Source organism: Natronospira elongata, assembly GCF_034931365.1.
Lineage (GTDB): Bacteria > Pseudomonadota > Gammaproteobacteria > Natronospirales > Natronospiraceae > Natronospira > Natronospira elongata.
Genome location: NZ_JAYGII010000042.1, coordinates 1 through 16,601 on the forward strand (window position 1 = coordinate 1; position 16,601 = coordinate 16,601).

The 16,601-nt window shown below is 65.4% G+C and carries 15 protein-coding genes; 10 read left to right on the forward strand and 5 right to left on the reverse strand.

The genetic code is table 11. From position 1 onward, the window contains the following. The 4 genes from mfd to VCB98_RS12285 form a co-directional block, all read right to left on the reverse strand. A partial coding sequence (gene mfd, locus VCB98_RS12270; protein WP_346052957.1) for a transcription-repair coupling factor occupies nt 1-3,497 on the reverse strand: 3,497 nt, incomplete at its 3' end. A gap of 69 nt (nt 3,498-3,566) precedes the next feature. Further along, complete coding sequence (locus tag VCB98_RS12275) at nt 3,567-4,454, reverse strand: carbon-nitrogen hydrolase (RefSeq protein WP_346052959.1); 888 nt, start codon at nt 4,452-4,454, stop codon at nt 3,567-3,569. A gap of 18 nt (nt 4,455-4,472) precedes the next feature. Then, complete coding sequence (locus tag VCB98_RS12280; protein ID WP_346052960.1) at nt 4,473-5,531, reverse strand: agmatine deiminase family protein; 1,059 nt, start codon at nt 5,529-5,531, stop codon at nt 4,473-4,475. A gap of 8 nt (nt 5,532-5,539) precedes the next feature. Further along, on the reverse strand, nt 5,540-5,884 hold the full coding sequence (locus VCB98_RS12285; RefSeq protein ID WP_346052962.1) for a hypothetical protein: 345 nt from the start codon (nt 5,882-5,884) through the stop codon (nt 5,540-5,542). Nucleotides 5,885-5,977: 93 nt separating this feature from the next. Between VCB98_RS12285 and sfsA the strand changes: the two genes are divergently transcribed. Genes sfsA through lolD form a run of 3 tightly spaced genes read left to right on the forward strand, consistent with a single transcriptional unit; the run spans nt 5,978 to nt 8,660 of the window. After that, nucleotides 5,978-6,712, forward strand: a complete 735-nt coding sequence (gene sfsA / locus VCB98_RS12290; RefSeq protein ID WP_346052964.1) for a DNA/RNA nuclease SfsA — start codon at nt 5,978-5,980, stop codon at nt 6,710-6,712. A gap of 9 nt (nt 6,713-6,721) precedes the next feature. Further along, a complete protein-coding gene (locus VCB98_RS12295) occupies nt 6,722-7,969 on the forward strand; it encodes a lipoprotein-releasing ABC transporter permease subunit (protein WP_346052966.1) in 1,248 nt (415 codons plus the stop codon). After that, the gene (gene lolD, locus VCB98_RS12300; protein WP_346052968.1) at nt 7,962-8,660 is read left to right on the forward strand and encodes a lipoprotein-releasing ABC transporter ATP-binding protein LolD; all 699 of its coding nucleotides are present in this window, start codon (nt 7,962-7,964) and stop codon (nt 8,658-8,660) included. Before VCB98_RS12295 ends, lolD begins: the two co-directional genes overlap by 8 nt. Here the strand turns inward: lolD and VCB98_RS12305 are convergent. Next, nucleotides 8,650-9,234, reverse strand: a complete 585-nt coding sequence (locus VCB98_RS12305; RefSeq protein WP_346052970.1) for a DUF2062 domain-containing protein — start codon at nt 9,232-9,234, stop codon at nt 8,650-8,652. The genes lolD and VCB98_RS12305 overlap by 11 nt on opposite strands. Nucleotides 9,235-9,380: 146 nt before the next feature. On the opposite strand from VCB98_RS12305, the gene VCB98_RS12310 reads away from it, so the two are divergent. The 7 genes from VCB98_RS12310 (at nt 9,381) to kdsB (ending at nt 16,420) form a co-directional block, all read left to right on the forward strand. Next, nucleotides 9,381-11,438 (forward strand): ComEC/Rec2 family competence protein, encoded by a 2,058-nt coding sequence (locus VCB98_RS12310; RefSeq protein WP_346052972.1) that lies wholly within the window; start codon nt 9,381-9,383, stop codon nt 11,436-11,438. A 128-nt stretch (nt 11,439-11,566) separates the two neighbouring features. After that, complete coding sequence (locus VCB98_RS12315; RefSeq protein WP_346052973.1) at nt 11,567-12,184, forward strand: MotA/TolQ/ExbB proton channel family protein; 618 nt, start codon at nt 11,567-11,569, stop codon at nt 12,182-12,184. Continuing rightward, a complete protein-coding gene (locus VCB98_RS12320; RefSeq protein ID WP_346052975.1) occupies nt 12,181-12,612 on the forward strand; it encodes an ExbD/TolR family protein in 432 nt (143 codons plus the stop codon). The genes VCB98_RS12315 and VCB98_RS12320 overlap by 4 nt, the downstream gene beginning before the upstream one ends. Before the next feature lie 85 nt (nt 12,613-12,697). Beyond that, nucleotides 12,698-14,449 carry a lipid A export permease/ATP-binding protein MsbA gene (msbA, locus tag VCB98_RS12325; protein ID WP_346052977.1) on the forward strand — a complete coding sequence of 584 codons (1,752 nt, stop codon included), beginning with the start codon at nt 12,698-12,700 and terminating at the stop codon, nt 14,447-14,449. Nucleotides 14,450-14,458: 9 nt separating this feature from the next. Then, nucleotides 14,459-15,451 carry a tetraacyldisaccharide 4'-kinase gene (lpxK, locus tag VCB98_RS12330; protein ID WP_346052979.1) on the forward strand — a complete coding sequence of 331 codons (993 nt, stop codon included), beginning with the start codon at nt 14,459-14,461 and terminating at the stop codon, nt 15,449-15,451. 19 nt (nt 15,452-15,470) lie between these two features. Further along, nucleotides 15,471-15,659, forward strand: coding sequence for a Trm112 family protein (locus VCB98_RS12335; RefSeq protein ID WP_346052983.1), 189 nt, complete (start codon nt 15,471-15,473; stop codon nt 15,657-15,659). Next, the gene (gene kdsB / locus VCB98_RS12340) at nt 15,656-16,420 is read left to right on the forward strand and encodes a 3-deoxy-manno-octulosonate cytidylyltransferase (protein ID WP_346052981.1); all 765 of its coding nucleotides are present in this window, start codon (nt 15,656-15,658) and stop codon (nt 16,418-16,420) included. Before VCB98_RS12335 ends, kdsB begins: the two co-directional genes overlap by 4 nt. Nucleotides 16,421-16,601: the final 181 nt, after the last annotated feature.

The following is a 16,601-nucleotide window of genomic DNA, read 5'->3' on the forward strand; positions in this document are numbered from 1 at the left end:
GCCTTTCTCTGTTCTTCAGTGGGTCGCAAGCGCTTCATGATATCGCGCAGGAAGCGGATGCGCTCGTCCCGGTCGGGAAGTTGTTCATGAAACCGCAATCGGGTCTGGCCGTCCAGCCGGAAGGTGTTGGGCTTTTGCTGGACCATGTCGATCAGGGCCACCGGGTCGATGGCCGGTTCGTCCTCGAATTCCAGGCGCCCGCCCTCGGGGCCGGCTTCCACCATGCCGATGCCCAGGGGACGGGCGAGCTGGCGAATCTCGGCGGTGAGAAAGAGGTTCTTGGCGTACTCGGGCAGCAGGCCGAAGCGGTCGATCATTTCCACCTGCAGTTCCCGCAGGGCTTCTTCGTCCCCGGCGCTGGCAATGCGCTTGTAGAGGGTCAGGCGGGTGTGCACATCGGGAACGTAGTCTTCCGGTAGCAGGGCGGGGATGCCGAGCTCCACTTCCGGGCCGTGATTGAGGGGCTTGTCCAGCTCCGGTTCCTCGCCGGCCTTGAGGGATTTCACCGCCCGTTCCAGCAGCTCGGTGTAGAGGCTGAAGCCCACCTCGTGAATCTGCCCGCTCTGCTCGTCACCCAGAAGCTCCCCGGCACCCCGAATCTCGAGGTCGTGGGTGGCGAGGGTGAAGCCGGCGCCCAGGTCTTCCAGGGATTCAATCGCCTCCAGGCGTTTGAGGGCGTCCTTGGTCATGGCCTTGCGCGGCGGGGTGAGCAGATAGGCATAGGCGCGGTGGTGGGAACGGCCCACCCGGCCGCGCAGCTGATGCAGCTGGGCCAGACCGAACTTGTCGGCGCGGTTGATGATGATGGTGTTGGCGGTGGGCACGTCGATGCCGGATTCCACGATGGTGGAGCAGACCAGAATCTGCACCCGCCGGTGATAGAAGTCCAGCATGATGCGCTCCATCTCGCTCTCGCGCATCTGGCCATGGGCCACTTCCACGCGGGCTTCGGGCATGAGCTCTCGCAGGCGCTTGGCGGTGCGCTCGATGGTGCGGACTTCATTGTGCAGGAAATAGACCTGGCCGCCGCGCCGGATCTCGCGCAGGCAGGCCTCCTGGATGAGCCCGTCCGACCATTCATTGACGAAGGTCTTCACCGACAGGCGCTCGGCCGGCGGGGTGGCGATGATGGACAGATCGCGGATGCCGGCCAGGGACATGTTGAGGGTGCGCGGGATCGGGGTGGCGGTGAGGGTCAGCACATCCACCTCGGCCCGAAGCTGCTTGAGGCGTTCCTTGTGGCGCACCCCGAAGCGGTGCTCCTCGTCGATGATCACCAGGCCCAGGTCCTTGAAGTGCACATCGCGGGAGAGCAGCTTGTGGGTGCCGATGACGATGTCCACGGTGCCGTCTTCCAGGCCCTTTAGGGTGGCGGTCTTTTCCTTGCCGCTGCCCAGGCGTGACAGGGCGCGGATCTTGACCGGCCAGTCGGCGAAGCGGTCGGTGAAGGTGTCGTAATGCTGGCGTCCGAGCAGGGTGGTGGGGACCAGCACCGCCACCTGCTTGCCGGCCTGCACGGCGGTGAAGGCGGCGCGCAGGGCGACCTCGGTCTTGCCGAAGCCGACATCGCCGCAGACCACCCGGTCCATGGGCTGGGTGGATTTGAGATCATCGATGACCGCCTGGATGGCGCTGTCCTGGTCCGGGGTTTCCTCGAAGGGAAAGGCCTCCTCGAAGGCGCGGCGCTCGCGCTCGTCGACCTTGAAGGCGGTGCCCTGGCGGGCCTGGCGGCGAGCGTAGAGGTCAAGCAGCTCGGCGGCCACGTCGCGGGCCTTTTTCGCCGCCCGCTTGCGGGCCTTGTCCCACTGGTCCGAGCCGAGCCGGTGCAGGGGGGCGTTTTCCGGGCTGGTGCCGGTGTAGCGGCTGATCAGGTTGAGCGAGGCCACCGGCACATAGAGCTTGTCGCCGCCGGCGTATTCCAGGGTCAGAAACTCGGTCGGATCCTTGCCCACGGTGAGGGTCTGCAGGCCGATGTAGCGGCCCACGCCGTGCTCCTCGTGGATCACCGGCGCCCCCTCGCTGAGATCGGTGAGATCGCGGATGACCGCTTCGGGGTCGCGGGTCGCGCGCCGCCGACGCCGCTGCTGGCTGGCGCGCTCACCGAAGAGCTGGGGCTCGGCGATCACCGCCAGGCCTTCTTCGGGCAGGACCAGGCCCTCGGTCAGGTCGGCCACGCAGATGCCCAGTGCCGGCCGGCGCTGCATGAAGGCGTCCCAGCCGTCGATCTGGGCCGGCTTGTGGTCGCGCTCGGCGAGGATGTCCACCAGGGCCTCGCGTCGACCGGGGGATTCCGCCGCCAGCAGGACCGTGCCCTCGAAATCGTCCAGGTACTCGATCAGGGCCCGGGCGGGGTCCTCGGCGCGGTGGTCGAGGGGGAGTCGCGGCGGCGCCTGGGTGGGGAAGTTCTCCACCGGCAGGGCCTCGGGGTCCCCGGCACCTTCCGTGCGCTCCAGCAACACCTGGCCGTGGCGGCCGAGGGCGCTGTCCAGTTCTTCCGGTGACAGGGCGATGGTCGCCGGTGCCAGCAGGGGGCGGGCGCGGTCGTGGCCGCGCTGCTCGAAGCGCTGGTGGATTTCCGCCCACTGACTGTCCACCGCCGACCGCGCGCCCTGGGTCAGGGCGACGGTGGCCACATCCGGCAGGTAGTCGAACAGGCTGGCGGTCTGTTCAAAGAACAGCGGCAAGTAATACTCGATGCCGCCGGGCTGATTGCCCTCGCTGATCGCGCGATAGACCTCGCTCTGCTGCGGGTCGCCCTCGAATTGCTGGCGGTAGCGCTGGCGGAAATCGCGGATGGCGGCTTCGTCCAGGGGGAATTCCCGGGCCGGCAGCATGCGGATGCGCTCAAGTTTTTCGGTGGTGAGCTGGGTTTCCGGGTCGAAGGCGCGCAGGGATTCGATTTCATCATCGAACAGGTCGATGCGGAAGGGCCCGCGACTGCCCATGGGGAATACATCCACCAGTGAGCCGCGCACGGCGAACTCGCCATGCTCCATGACCTGGGAAACCGCCCGGTAGCCGGCCTGCTCGAGCTGCGAGCGCAGGCTGTCGATGTCCAGGCGCTGGCCGGTATCCAGATTGAGCGAGCCGCCGGCCACATAGGCCTGGGGCGGCAGACGCTGGATCAGGGTCTGGGCGGCGGTGACCACCACCCCCCGGTCCAGGCCGGGCAGGCGGGCGAGGGTGTCGAGGCGGTCGGAAATGATGTCCTGGTGAGGCGAGAAGACATCGTAGGGCAGGGTTTCCCAGTCCGGGAAGAAGACCACCGGCAGTTGGCTTGCTCCGGCGAAGAAGCGCACCTCGGCGGTGACCGCCTCGGCCTCGCGCACGCTCTCGCAGACCAGCAGCACCGGGCCCCGGGCCGCGGCCGCCGCGCGCGCCACCACCAGGCTGCGCGCCGCCCCATAGAGCCGGCCCCAGCGACGGCGATCGCCGGGCCCGTCCGGGAGTCGGAGCGCTGTGTGCGGCTTGGCCGGGGCAGGGGAATCAGTGGGCATCGGGGCTTCTGGCTCGGACGGTTTCAAAAACCGCCATTATCGCATATTGCGACGCGTTTGCCGGGGGTGTCAGCGCCGGAAACGGCGGCTGAGATCGCCGTAGGCGTCGATGCGGCGATCCCGGAAAAAGGGCCAGATGCGGCGCACGCTTTCGCTGCGAGCCAGGTCCAGGCTGGCGCTGACGATGGCCTCCCCGGTATCCGCCTCGGCGAGAATTTCGCCCTGGGGCCCGGCAATGAAGCTGTGGCCCCAGAAGTCGATGCCTTCCCCGGGCTGCGCCGGATGGGCCTCGTGCCCGACCCGGTTGGTTACCAGTACCGGCAGGGCGTTGGCGACCGCATGGCCGCGCTGGACCGTGCGCCAGGCATCGAGCTGGCGGGCCTGCTCCTCGGCGTCGTCGTCGGCGGACCAGCCGATGGCGGTGGGGTAGAGCAGCAGCTCGGCACCGGCCAGGGCCATCAGGCGGGCAGCCTCCGGGTACCACTGGTCCCAGCAGACCAGCACCCCGAGCCGGCCCACGGCGGTGTCGATGGGCTCGAAGCCGGTATCACCGGGGGTGAAATAGAATTTTTCGTTGAAGCCGGGATCGTCCGGGATGTGCATCTTGCGGTAAAGACCGGCCAGACGACCGTCGTCGTCCAGGACCACGGCGGTGTTGTGATAGAGCCCGGCGGCGCGGCGCTCGAACAGGGAGGCGACGATGACGGTGCCCGTTTCCGCCGCCAGGCGGCCCAGGCGCTCGCTGCTGGGGCCTGGGATGGGCTCGGCCAGGTCGAAGCGGTCGGTGTCCTGGCCCTGGCAGAAATAGGGGCCGTTATGCAGTTCCTGGAGCAGGATCAGCCGCGCCCCGGCCTCGGCCGCTTCGTGCACGACCGCCTCGATGCGGGCGAGATTGGCTTCCACGCTGCCCTGGTCCCGGTCCTGGATCAGGGCGACCTTGAGTTCCTTGCTGGTCATGTGTGCCTCTTGCTGCTGTTAATCCGTGACGGCGGGCAGGCCGGCCTCGGGCGGTACCACCCCGGCCGGGTATTGCATGGTCACACAATGGAGGCTGCCGCCCTGGCGAACAAGGGCGCGGCAGTCGATGCCCACGACCTCTCTTCCTGGATAGGCCTCGCCGATGCGCTCCAGGGCAAGGGCATCGCTCGGGTCCTGGTAGGTGGGGACCAGCACCTGTTCATTGGCGACCAGGAAATTGGCGTAGCCGGCCGGCATGCGTCGGCCCGTGCTGTCGCGGATCGCCTCGGGGAGCGGCAGTTCGATCAGCCGCTCTCGACCGAAGGCGGCGGCCAGCTCCTCGGCCATGGCCGTGAGCAGGGGATGGTGTTCGTCGTCCGTATCCTGGCAGCCCTGGTAGAGCACGCGACCGTCCGGCGCGAAACGGGCCAGGGTATCGATATGGCCGTCGGTATCGTCCCCGCTCAGGTCGCCATGATCCAGCCAGTGAATGGTGTCGGCACCCAGCCATTCGGCCAGGGCGCGGCTCATGGCCCGGGTGTCCATGCCGGGATTTCGCTTGTCATCGACGATACAGCTTCGGCGCAGCAGGAAACGGCCCTCGCCATCACATTCCACCGCCCCGCCTTCCAGCACGATGCCGGTTTCCACCAGGGGTGTGTCGCCGAAGATGCCCTGGTCGGCCAGGTGCAGGGGCAGGGCATTGTCGAGCTCGGCCCGGTAGCGGCCGCCCCAGCCATTGAACTCGAACTTGATCAGTCGCGGACCCTCGGGGCCGGTCACGCACAGCGGGGAATGGTCACGGGCCCAACTGTCATCGGTCGGGGCGATGGCGAAACGGCAGCGGTCCAGCACCCCCCCGGCCTCGGCCAGCTTGCTGGAGATGGCCTGACGTTCTTCCAGATCCCGGGCGACGATCAGGACCGTCTGCCGGCGGGAGAGGGCGGTGGCAATCCGGGTGAAACAGGCGCGGGCGGGCTGAAGGTTATCCTCCCAGTCCCCCTGATCATGGGGCCAGGTCAGTTGCACGGCGCTCTGTGCCGCCCATTCGGCGGGCAGCCGGACGCGGTTTTCCATGGCGGGTGTCAGTCTCGGGCGGCGTCGGGAATGCGGCCGTGGACCACGCTGTGCAGGACCAGATTGTGCTCGAAATAGACGCTGAAGCCGTCATAGTCCCAGCGGGTGATGGGCGGGTCGCCCACCGGGCCACGGCGGTCCCGGGGCTGGCCGAAGACATCCCGGACATTGTCCATGTTCATGCCGCGGGTGGGGGCATCCACACCGACATGCTCACCGGCTTCAATCCGCAGGCGGTCACCACCCTCGCGAGGCTCGGCAAGCACCGGGCCACTCAGCAGCAAGGCGCAGGCGGTCAATGACAATAGGCTCCAGCGAGACAGGCGCATGATCGGGTCCCCGTTTTTGGTCATGGTGTCTGGAAATATAGCAGTGACAGGCGGATAGAGAAAGTTCTTGCGGCGATTTCGCAAAATACGACAGGGCTTCTGGTAGGCTTGGCCGGCATGAAATTCGAGACACCCCTGATCCCCGGCCGCCTGATTCGCCGCTACAAGCGCTTTCTTGCCGACGTGATCCTCGATGACGGTCGGCGGGTCACGGCCCATTGCCCCAATACCGGCAGCATGCTCGGCTGCAAGGCGCCCGGCCTGCGGGTGTGGCTGAGCCCGGCGGACCGCCCGGAGCGGCGCCTGAAGTGGACCTGGGAGCTGGTGGAGACCGGCACCGGGGCCCTGGTGGGTATCCATACCGGGCGCAGCAATGCCCTGGTGGCGGAAGCGATTGCCGCCGGGCGCATTCCGGCATTGGCCGGCTATCCCCATCTGCGCCGGGAGGTTGCCCATCCGGCCGGTGGGCGCACCGACATCCTGCTGGAGGGCGAGCAGGGACGCTGCTGGGTGGAGGTCAAGAATGTGACCGCCGCTGCCGCCAATGGTCTGGCCCTGTTTCCCGATGCGGTGAGCCGGCGTGCGGCCCGGCATCTGGCTCACCTGATCCAGTCGGTTCGGGCCGGGGAGCGGGCGGTGCTGTGTTTCTGCGTGCAACGCGAGGATGTGGCCGTGGTCGAACCCGCAGTGGCCATCGATCCGGCCTATGCCGATGCCCTGGCCGAGGCCTCAGAGGCCGGGGTTGAATTGATGGCCTGGGGTGCCAGGGTGTCGCCCCGGCGGCTTGAATTGACCCGTCCGCTGCAGGCCCGGGCGGCGGCTTCTGTCAAAACCGAAACAGCTATGGTTTAATCCCGCTCCATGTTCAAACCATACGAGTTATTTGTCGGCCTGCGCTATCTTCGCGCCAAGCGCCGCAATCATTTTGTCTCCTTCATCTCGATGACCTCGGTTGCCGGCATCGCCGTGGGCGTGATGGCCCTGATTACGGTGATGTCGGTCATGAACGGTTTCGAGAAGGAACTGCGTGATCGCATTCTCGGCATGGTGTCCCATGCCAGCATTACCAGTTACGGCGGCCGGGTCGAGGAATGGGAGGGAGTTCGCGACCGGATCATCGTTGACGAGCGGGTGCTGGGCGCCGCGCCCTTTATCGAGCGGGAAGGCATGCTGGCCCGGGAAGGGCAGCTCAGCGGCGGCATGGTGCGCGGTATTCTGCCGGAGGAGGAGCCCCAGGTCTCCGAGGTCGGCGAGCAGATGATCCAGGGCGAGCTCGGCAATCTGGTGGCGGGTGAGTATCGAGTCATTCTGGGCAGTGCCCTGGCCCGCTCCCTGCGGGTCAATGTGGGCGACAGCGTGTTCCTGATTGTCCCCGAAGGCAATGTGACGGTGGCCGGTTTCCGGCCGCGGATGCGGCGCTTCCAGGTGGTGGGCCTGTTCGAAGTGGGCATGTATGAGTATGACCGCAGTCATGCCTTCATTCATCTGGACGATGCCCGTACGCTTTATCGCTTCGGTGATGCCGTGGGCGGCATCCGCCTGAAGCTCGATGACATGTTCCGGGCACCGGCGGTGTCCCGTGACATTGCCGCCGGTCTGGGAGCGGGCTACTTCGTCAGTGACTGGACCCGCCAGCATGCGAATTTCTTTGCCGCGCTGCAGATCGAGAAAACAGTGATGTTCATCATCCTGTTCCTGATCGTGGCGGTGGCGGCCTTCAACATCATTTCCACCCTGGTCATGGTGGTCAATGACAAGCGCGCGGATATTGCCGTGTTGCGAACCATTGGCACCACACCGTCCTCGGTGATGGGTATCTTCATCGTTCAGGGGACGGTCATCGGTCTGGTGGGTACGGTCGTGGGTGTGGGCCTGGGTGTGGCCCTGGCCAGCAACGTGGAGCAGATCGTGCCCTGGCTGGAGGATCTGTTCCAGACCGAATTCCTGCCGGCCGATGTCTATTACATCAGTGACCTGCCCTCGGAGCTCAACTGGGCGGATGTGGGCCGGATCAGCGGTCTGGCCTTTGTTCTGTCGGTGCTCTCCACCCTGTATCCGGCCTGGCGGGCATCCCGAACCCAACCGGCGGAGGCCCTGCGTTATGAGTAAGGCCCGGCTGAATCTGGAACAGGCCGCGATTGCCTGTCAAAACCTGAGCCGCAGTTTCACCGATGCCGGGCGTCGCGTGGATGTCCTGCGTGATGTCAGCCTGGCCATTCAGCCGGGTGAGACGGCTGCCATTCTCGGCGCCTCCGGCTCCGGCAAGAGTACTCTGCTGCATCTGCTGGGTGGCCTGGACCGGCCCAGTGAAGGCGAGGTCTGGGTGGATGGTCAGGCCATGCACAAGCTGGCCGATGCCGAGCGGGGTCGTCTTCGTAACCGGGCCATCGGCTTTGTTTACCAGTTTCACCATCTGCTGCCCGAGTTTACCGCCCTGGAGAATGTCGCCATGCCCCTGCTGGTGCGGCGCGAGTCGGTGACCCCCTCGCGTGACGCGGCCAGGCGGGTTCTGGAGCAGGTGGGGCTGGGCCATCGCCTTGAACACAAGCCCGGCGAGCTGTCCGGCGGTGAGCGTCAGCGGGCGGCGGTGGCCCGGGCACTGGTGACCCGGCCGCGCTGTGTGCTGGCGGATGAACCCACCGGCAATCTGGATTCCCGGACCGGGGAACAGGTGGCCGATCTCATGCTGCAGTTGAACGCCGAGTACGGCACTGCCCTGGTGATGGTTACCCATGACCGGGAGTTGGCCGCCCGCATGGGAACCATTCACGAGCTGGAAGACGGCGTGCTCAAGGTTTAGGCAGGCGCCGCTTCAGGCCGGCCCGGCGAAGCTGACGCGGGCGGCGGAAACGAATCCCCATCATCCGGCGGCGTGCCCGACGGCTGCGATAAAAACGCATCAGGGAAACCCGCCAGGCGACGTTGATGATGGTTGCCGAGAGCAGGGCGGTGAGCAGGCCGAGGGTCAGACAGCCCAGCAACAGGGGCGCGCCGATCCGCTCGATCTCCTGCCAGATCATCTCCAGGCCAAATTCCAGGTTCTCGCGGGGCGGCATCCTGAGCATCAATGAGCCCAACAGGTAACCGGCCAGCATCATCGGCCCCATGGTCAGCGGGTTGGAGATGAAGCTGGCCAACACCGCCACCGGAAGATTTACCCGCATCCATGCCGTCAGCCCCAGGACCACCAGGGTCTGGAAGGGGATGGGCAGCCAGGCAGCAAACACCCCGACCCCGAACCCCTTGGCCGTACTGCGCCGGCTCAGCGCCCATAGCCCGGGGTCGCTCAACAGCGCGGCAAAGGGCCGCAGCAGCCGCGACCGGGCCAGCGTCTCTCTTCTGGGCAGGTAGTGCTTGAAAAATCGCCTGGGCATGTCGCATTCTTTATCCGAAGCGGGTGAGCCTGAATATGGAGATCACAGGCGCCCAGCAAAAGGGGGGCCGGGTCGTCAACGCCGATTATAATGCGGCAATGGCCGGCCTGGATGCAGTTTGCAAGGATTGCAGGGAAGCATGAGTCATGCCGGTCTTCGCCGCCGGGCTTTTTGTCGCCGCAACCGCACTGGTCTGGGCACCAGGGTTCTCTCCTGTCTGGTTTCTGTTCCTCTGTCTTATCGGACTATTGGGCGCCTGGCTTGTTCGCCAGCGTCTGCTCTGGCTGGGTGGTTTCTGTCTGGGCCTGCTGCTGGCGAGCCATGCCATCCATGAGCGTTTGATGCCGTCGGCCCTGGATGATCTTGGCGAGCAGACGGTGGTGGTGACAGAAGGGCGGGTGCTGGGTCTGGTGGCGGATCACGGCTTCAGTCAGCGTTTTGATTTCCAGGTCGATGTCATTGATGGCGAGCCTCTGGCCCGCCCCGTTCGCCTTCGGGTGAGCTGGTCGGAGCCGTTGCTCGCCCCGGCCAGCGGTGAGCAATGGCGCTTGCCCTTGCAACTGCGTGAGCCAGCGGCACGGCCCCTGCCGGGGCAGTTCGATCAGGCACGCTGGCAATTTCGCCATGGCCTGGCCGGTACGGCCCGGGTCATGCCGGAGGCGACGGCGGTGCGGCTGGAGCCCGGCGGGGCCGGCATGGATCGACTGCGGACACGGCTGGGGCAGGCGGTGGCCGAGTCCCTGGCGGACAGTCCCGCCTCGGCGCTGATCCGGGGCATCACCGTCGGTGATCGCAGTGGCTTCGACAGCGGCCAATGGGCGGTACTTAATGCCACCGGGACCACCCACCTGGTGGCCATCTCCGGTTTGCACATCGGCATGGTGGGCGGGCTGGTTTTCCTGCTGGGGCAGGGCCTGGCCCGCCTATTGCCGGCGCCCTGGCCGGCCAGGCTCAGCGGGGCTTTGCTGGGGCTGGCCGCCGCAGGCGCTTACGCCATGCTGGCCGGCTTCGCCCTGCCCACCGTCAGGGCGCTGAGCATGTTTGCGGTCATGGTCTTGCTGCTGCTGTTGCGTCGCCGGACGGGTTTCGCGGGCGGACTGGCCACGGCGGCGGTGGTGGTGCTGGTGCTTGATCCCCTGGCGGTGATGGATCCGGGCTTCTACCTGTCCTTTGCCCTGGTCGCTTTTGTGCTGGCGGTTGTTGCCGGTGGTGATCGGCCGGGCCGGGCTGTCGCCTTTGTCCGGATCCAGTGGGTCACCGGCCTGGCCATTCTGCCGGTGCTGATGTTGTTTTTCGGGCTGGGGCCGCTGTCCAGTCCACTCGCCAATGCCATTGCCGTGCCCCTGTTCAGCTTCCTGGTCGTGCCTCTGTCTCTGTTGGGGGCAGCGCTTTCCCTTGGCGGGCTCGATACTCTGGCCGCTTGGTTCTGGTCTGGCGCCGGCCTGGTGCTTGACGGGCTCTGGCCGGTCCTGAGCCTGCTGGCGGAGTTGCCCGCCTTGCCCACCGTGGCCGGGTATCCCCTGATTGCCGCGCTGCTTGCCTTGCTGGCCATCCTGGCCGTGGTTCTGCCCGGGCCCCGGGTCGCCCGGGCCGCGCTGCTGCTCGGATTGCTGCCCCTGGTGGTGGGGCTCAATGGCCGGGATCAGCCCGATATCCGGGTCTGGTCGCTGCCGGCCGGTGGCCAGGTCTGGCAACTGGATCTGGCCGAAGAGCGGCTCATCTGGCTACAGGCCGGGCGCGGCGATCTGCGCGGACCGCTGCTGGATTGGCTGGCGCGGGCAATGCGGCGGCCCGGCAGCCGCTTGCTGTTCAATCCGGAGCAGGGGGTGGGTTCGGCCACCCTGGACCACTTACAGTCCAGCCTACCCGAGCTGGCGCCGGGCCAGTTTCTGCTGCCGGATCTTCGCGGCATGCCGGCGGGGGTGGCGCGCCATTGTCCCCAGGGGGCGATGGGGGGCGACGAGATTCATTTTGTCCGTGGCCCCGGTCAGGACGGCCTGCCGCAGTGTCAGTTGCTTGCGGAAAGCGGCGATTGGCGCCTGCGCCTGGATCCGAGCGGGCTTGTGGTGGAACACCCGGCGCTGTCCCGGCCGCTGCACCTGGACGAGGGCCTGGCAAGGGAAAAAGGGCGGGTCGGCCTGCGCCTGGAGGGCCGGGGCGAGGTGGCTTATCTCTCCCGTCAGCCACGCTGGTGGCGACCCTGATTTCTGCGCCATGCCCAAATCAAGTATCATGCGACGCCGATGCTTCCTGCGGGAAGCCCTAGGGAACCTGGTGCCCGGCCGGCAAGGAAAAGCGCCGGACGGGGCTGATAACGGGGCGACAGATAATCATGCTGGAACTCATTCAGGCGGGCGGCTGGCTGATGCTGCCCATCATACTGTGTTCGGTCATTGCCTTTGGCATCGTGGCCGAGCGCCTGTGGACCCTGCGACGCAAGCGGGTCACCCCGCCGCATCTGGCCGCCGAGGCCTGGCGCTGGCTGCAGAAAGGGGAGCTTAGCGAGGACCACGTCAAGGCCTTGCGCAATAACTCGCCACTGGGGCGCATTCTGGCCGCCGGTCTGTCCCAGCGCCATGGCGATCGCCACCTGATGAAGGACACGGTGGAGGATACCGGTCGCCATGTGGTCCATGAGCTGGAACGCTACCTCAATACCCTGGGCACCATTGCTTCCATTACCCCGCTGCTGGGGCTCTTGGGCACGGTCATCGGCATGGTTCGGGTGTTTACCGCCATCACCGCTCACGGGGTGGGTGATCCGGGCGCCCTGGCCGGGGGTATCTCCGAGGCCCTGCTGACCACCGCCGCCGGTCTCACCGTGGCCATTCCCTCATTGATTGCCTATCGCTATCTGCGCGGGCGGGTCGATGAGTTGGTGGTGGACATGGAGCAGGAAGCGATGAAGCTGGTTGACGCGCTCAGCGGTCATCCGGGGAGGCAGGGATGAATCTCCGGCCCAGGCGCAGTGAAGACCCGGAGGTGAATCTCACCCCGCTGATTGACGTGGTCTTCCTGCTGCTGGTCTTCTTCATGGTCTCCACCACCTTCGTGCGCGAGGCCGACCTGGAGATCGTGTTGCCGGAGGCCAGTCTGGAAGGTGCTCCCGAGCAGGAAGAGCGGGCCCTGGAAGTGGTCGTCTCCGCCGATGGAGAGTATGCGGTCAACAGTCGTCAGTTGGTGAACAACCGGCCCACGACACTGGAGAGTGCCATCCGCCGCATCATGGAAGATCGCCGGGATGTGCCGGTCACCATTCGGGCCGATGCCAATGCCAGTCATCAGTCGGTGGTCACGGTAATGGATGTGGTGGGACGATTGGGCTTCGCCCGCATCCAGGTGGTGACTGCCGAAGCGCCGGAAGAGGAGGAGGGCTAGCGGGCCGCGCCCGCGCCCAGAACAGCGGCAATATGCCGGGTTGGCTCCGGTCCTCATTCATCAATCATTCAGGCAACGGGATTCAATGGAGAAGATTCAGACAGAAGCAGATGCCCTGAAGGTTTACCGGCGCTTGCTCCGTTATGTGGTTCCCCACTGGCGGATCTTTCTGCTGGCCGTGATTGCCATGGCCATCTTCGCCGTTTCCCAGGCCGGTTTTCCCGCCATTCTGCAGCCGCTGATGGACGAAAGTCTGGTGGCCCGGGACCCGGAAGCCATCCGCATCATTCCCATCCTCCTGATGGGGCTTTTCGTCATCCGTGGCATTACCGGCTTTCTTTCCACCTTCTGCATGCATTGGGTGGGTCGGCGGGTGATCAAGCAGCTTCGCACCGAGACCTTTCGCCAGTTGCTCTCCCTGCCGGTGAGTTATTTCGATCAATCCTCCACCGGGGTGCTGGTCTCCAAGCTGACCTACAACATTGAGCAGATTGCCGAGTCGGTGACCAATGCCATTACCGTGCTGGTGCGGGACACCCTGTCGGTGGTGGCGCTGTTCGCGTGGATGCTGTGGATCAGCGTGCCGTTGACGGCCTTTCTGTTGATCACCGTGCCCATGCTGATGGCCCTGGTGCGATTCGTCAGTCGCCGCTTTCGCAAGTACAGCACCCGAATTCAGAATTCCATGGGCGATGTGACCCGGGTGGCCGAGGAAGTCATCGGCGGTCAGCGCGTGGTCAAGGTTTTTGGCGGGCAGCATTACGAGGCCGAACGCTTCGAGCAGATCAACGAGCAGAACCGTCGCATGCACATGAAGCTGGTGGCCACCAAGGCCGGCAGTGTGCCGCTGGTGCAGTTGATTGCCGGCATCGGCGTAACCGGGATTATCTACTTCGCCACCTTGCCGGGGGTGCTGGATCGCATCACCGTGGGTGCCTTTGTATCATTCCTGGGCGCGGTGATGCTGATGATGGCCCCCCTGCGCCATCTGGCCAATATCAATGCCGTGCTTCAGAAGGGCATCGCCGCCGCCCACAGTGTCTTCCATCTGCTGGATACGCCGCCTGAAGGCGAGGGTGGCAGCCGAGCCATCCAGCGTGCCAATGGTGATGTGCGTTTCGAGAAAGTGCACTTCAGTTATGGCGAGAACAAGGAGCAGGTGCTCAAGGACATCAACCTGCATGTTCGGCCCGGTGAAGTGGTGGCCCTGGTGGGCCGCTCGGGTAGCGGCAAGAGCACCTTGGTGAGCCTCTTGCCCCGTTTCCATGATCCCGATCAGGGGCAGATACTGCTGGACGGTGTTTCTCTCAGCGAGTACCGGCGTACTGATCTGCGTAATCAGATCGCCATGGTCAGTCAGGATGTGGTGCTGTTCAACGACACCATTGAGCACAATATTGCCTATGGCAGTCTGGTGGACACTGATCGGGATGCGGTTCGCGAGGCGGCCCGCAAGGCCTATGCCCTGGACTTCATTGAGCAGCTACCGGAGGGCATGGACACGGTTGTGGGTGACCGGGGTGTATTGCTGTCCGGTGGCCAGCGTCAGCGGATCGCCATTGCCCGGGCCCTGCTCAAGGATGCGCCCCTGCTGATTCTGGACGAGGCTACCTCGGCACTGGATACCGAGTCGGAGCGCCATATCCAGAAAGCCCTGGATCGCCTGATGGAGGACCGCACTACCTTTGTCATCGCCCATCGCCTGTCCACGATCGAGAATGCCGATCGCATTCTGGTGCTGGATCATGGCCGTATCGTGGAGTCGGGTACCCACCAGGAGTTGCTTGATCGTGGTGGCCATTACGCCAGTCTGCATCGCCTGCAGTTTTCCGAGTAAGGGCGAGCCATGAGCCTGCGCCGCCGACTGGAATCCTGGCTGCAAGGGCGCTGGTACGGTGAGCAGCAGCCCGGCATCGTGCTGCGGGGTCTGGCCCGGCTGCAGGCCGGCCTGGTGCGGCTCAATCGCCGGCGGGCAGCCACGGCCTGGCGGGCGCCGGTGCCGGTCGTGGTGGTGGGCAACCTCACGGCCGGTGGTACCGGCAAGACTCCCTTTGTCGCCTGGCTCGCCGCTGCACTCAAGCGGCGTGGACTGCAGGTGGGTGTCGTCAGCCGTGGCTATGGCCGTCGCAGTCGTGACTGTCTGTTGGTGGAAGCGAATAGTGACTCGCGTCGTGTGGGTGACGAGCCCCTCCTGCTTCAGCGCCTGACCGGCTGCCCGGTGGCCGTGGGCGCTGACCGCCCCCAGGCCTGTCGCCTCCTGCTTTCCCATTTCAGCCTGGATCTGATTGTCAGTGATGATGGGTTGCAACACTACCCTTTGGCCCGCGACCGCGAGATCGCGGTGATTGACGGCAAAAGGGGCTTCGGCAATGGCCGCCTGATACCAGCCGGGCCTCTGCGCGAACCCCTGGATCGCCTGGATCAGGTTCACTGGCGGGTCTGGAATGGCCAGCGGCCGGAAGCGGAAAGCGGTTTGCTCATGCAATTGCGAACTGACAGCGCGGTCAACCTGATGGATGGTCGTCGCCGCCCCCTGTCTGACTTTGCTCCCGGCCCGGTGCGGGCGGTGGCGGGTATGGGAGCGCCACAGCGGTTTTTTGATACGCTGGCGGGATACAATATCAAGCTGATCGAGGAAGCACCGGGTGATCATGCCCGCTGGCAAGCGGAGCAGGATGATGGCACTACGGTGTTGATGACGGACAAGGATGCGGTCAAGCTTGGCGAACGTGCCGCCGCTCATTGGTGGCGGGTCCCGGTGGAGGCCGAGCTGGACGATGCCGGGGCCATGCTGGATGAGTTGGTGGCACTCTGCCGCCAGTGGCAGGATCGGGACTGAAGAGGAAAAACGCATGGGCGTGGATCGCAAGACTCTGGAACTGTTGGTGTGCCCGGTGTGCAAGGGTAAGTTGATTTACCAACGGTCCTCGGATGAGTTGATTTGCAAGGCGGATCGTCTGGCCTTTCCGGTACGGGACGGGATTCCCGTCATGCTGGAAGAGGAGGCCCGAGAGATCTCCACAGAGGAAAGGGATAATCTCAAATGAGTTTCAAGGTGGTGATTCCGGCCCGTTATGGTTCCAGCCGTTTTCCCGGCAAACCCCTGACCCGTATCGCCGGGGAACCCATGATCCGTCATGTCTGGCAACGGGCCTGCGATGCCGGCGCCGAACAGGTCATCATTGCGACCGACGATCACAGTATCCGCACGCACTGTGAACAATTCGGTGCCCGGGTCTGCATGACCTCGCCGGAGGCCCGTTCCGGGACTGACCGGGTCGGGGAAGTGGTTGGACAACTGGGTTGGGCCGATGAGGATGTGGTGGTCAACCTGCAGGGCGACGAGCCCCTGATGCCGGTGACTGCCATCAGGGATGTGGCGGATCAATTGCTCAACGAAGCCTCGGCCGATATCGGAACACTGTGCTGGCCCATCGAGAGCAGTGCCGAGCTGATGGACCCCAATGTGGTCAAGGTGGTCGTGGCCCGCAGCGGTTCGGCGCTTTATTTCAGCCGCGCTCCCATTCCCTGGGACCGTGACAACCCGGCTACGCGGGACCCGGACTCCACCGAGGCGCCGAGGGCGGTTTATCGGCATATCGGACTGTATTCTTATCGTGCGGGGGTCCTGGATCGCCTGGCGGCGGAGCCACCCTGCGAGCTGGAAGAGATTGAACAGCTCGAGCAGTTGCGGGCCTTGTGGGTCGGCTTGCGTATTCAGGTGAGGCAGGCCGGCGAAATGCCGGGGCCGGGCGTGGACGTGCCGGACGATGTGGCACGGGTAGAGGCCTTGCTGGGCGGGTTCTAGGGGCTGGTCTCTACTGCTCGGAGACCTGCATCTCACGCAGGGCAGGGTTGAGCCCGCCGCCATCGGGGTCGGCGACCGGCAGGGTGATCACATCCGGTAGCGCTCGCACCGGCTCACCGTGGGCATTGGCAAGAATCCGTTCGCTGTTGTCGGTGGCCTGAAGCACGATGGCCAGCTCTTC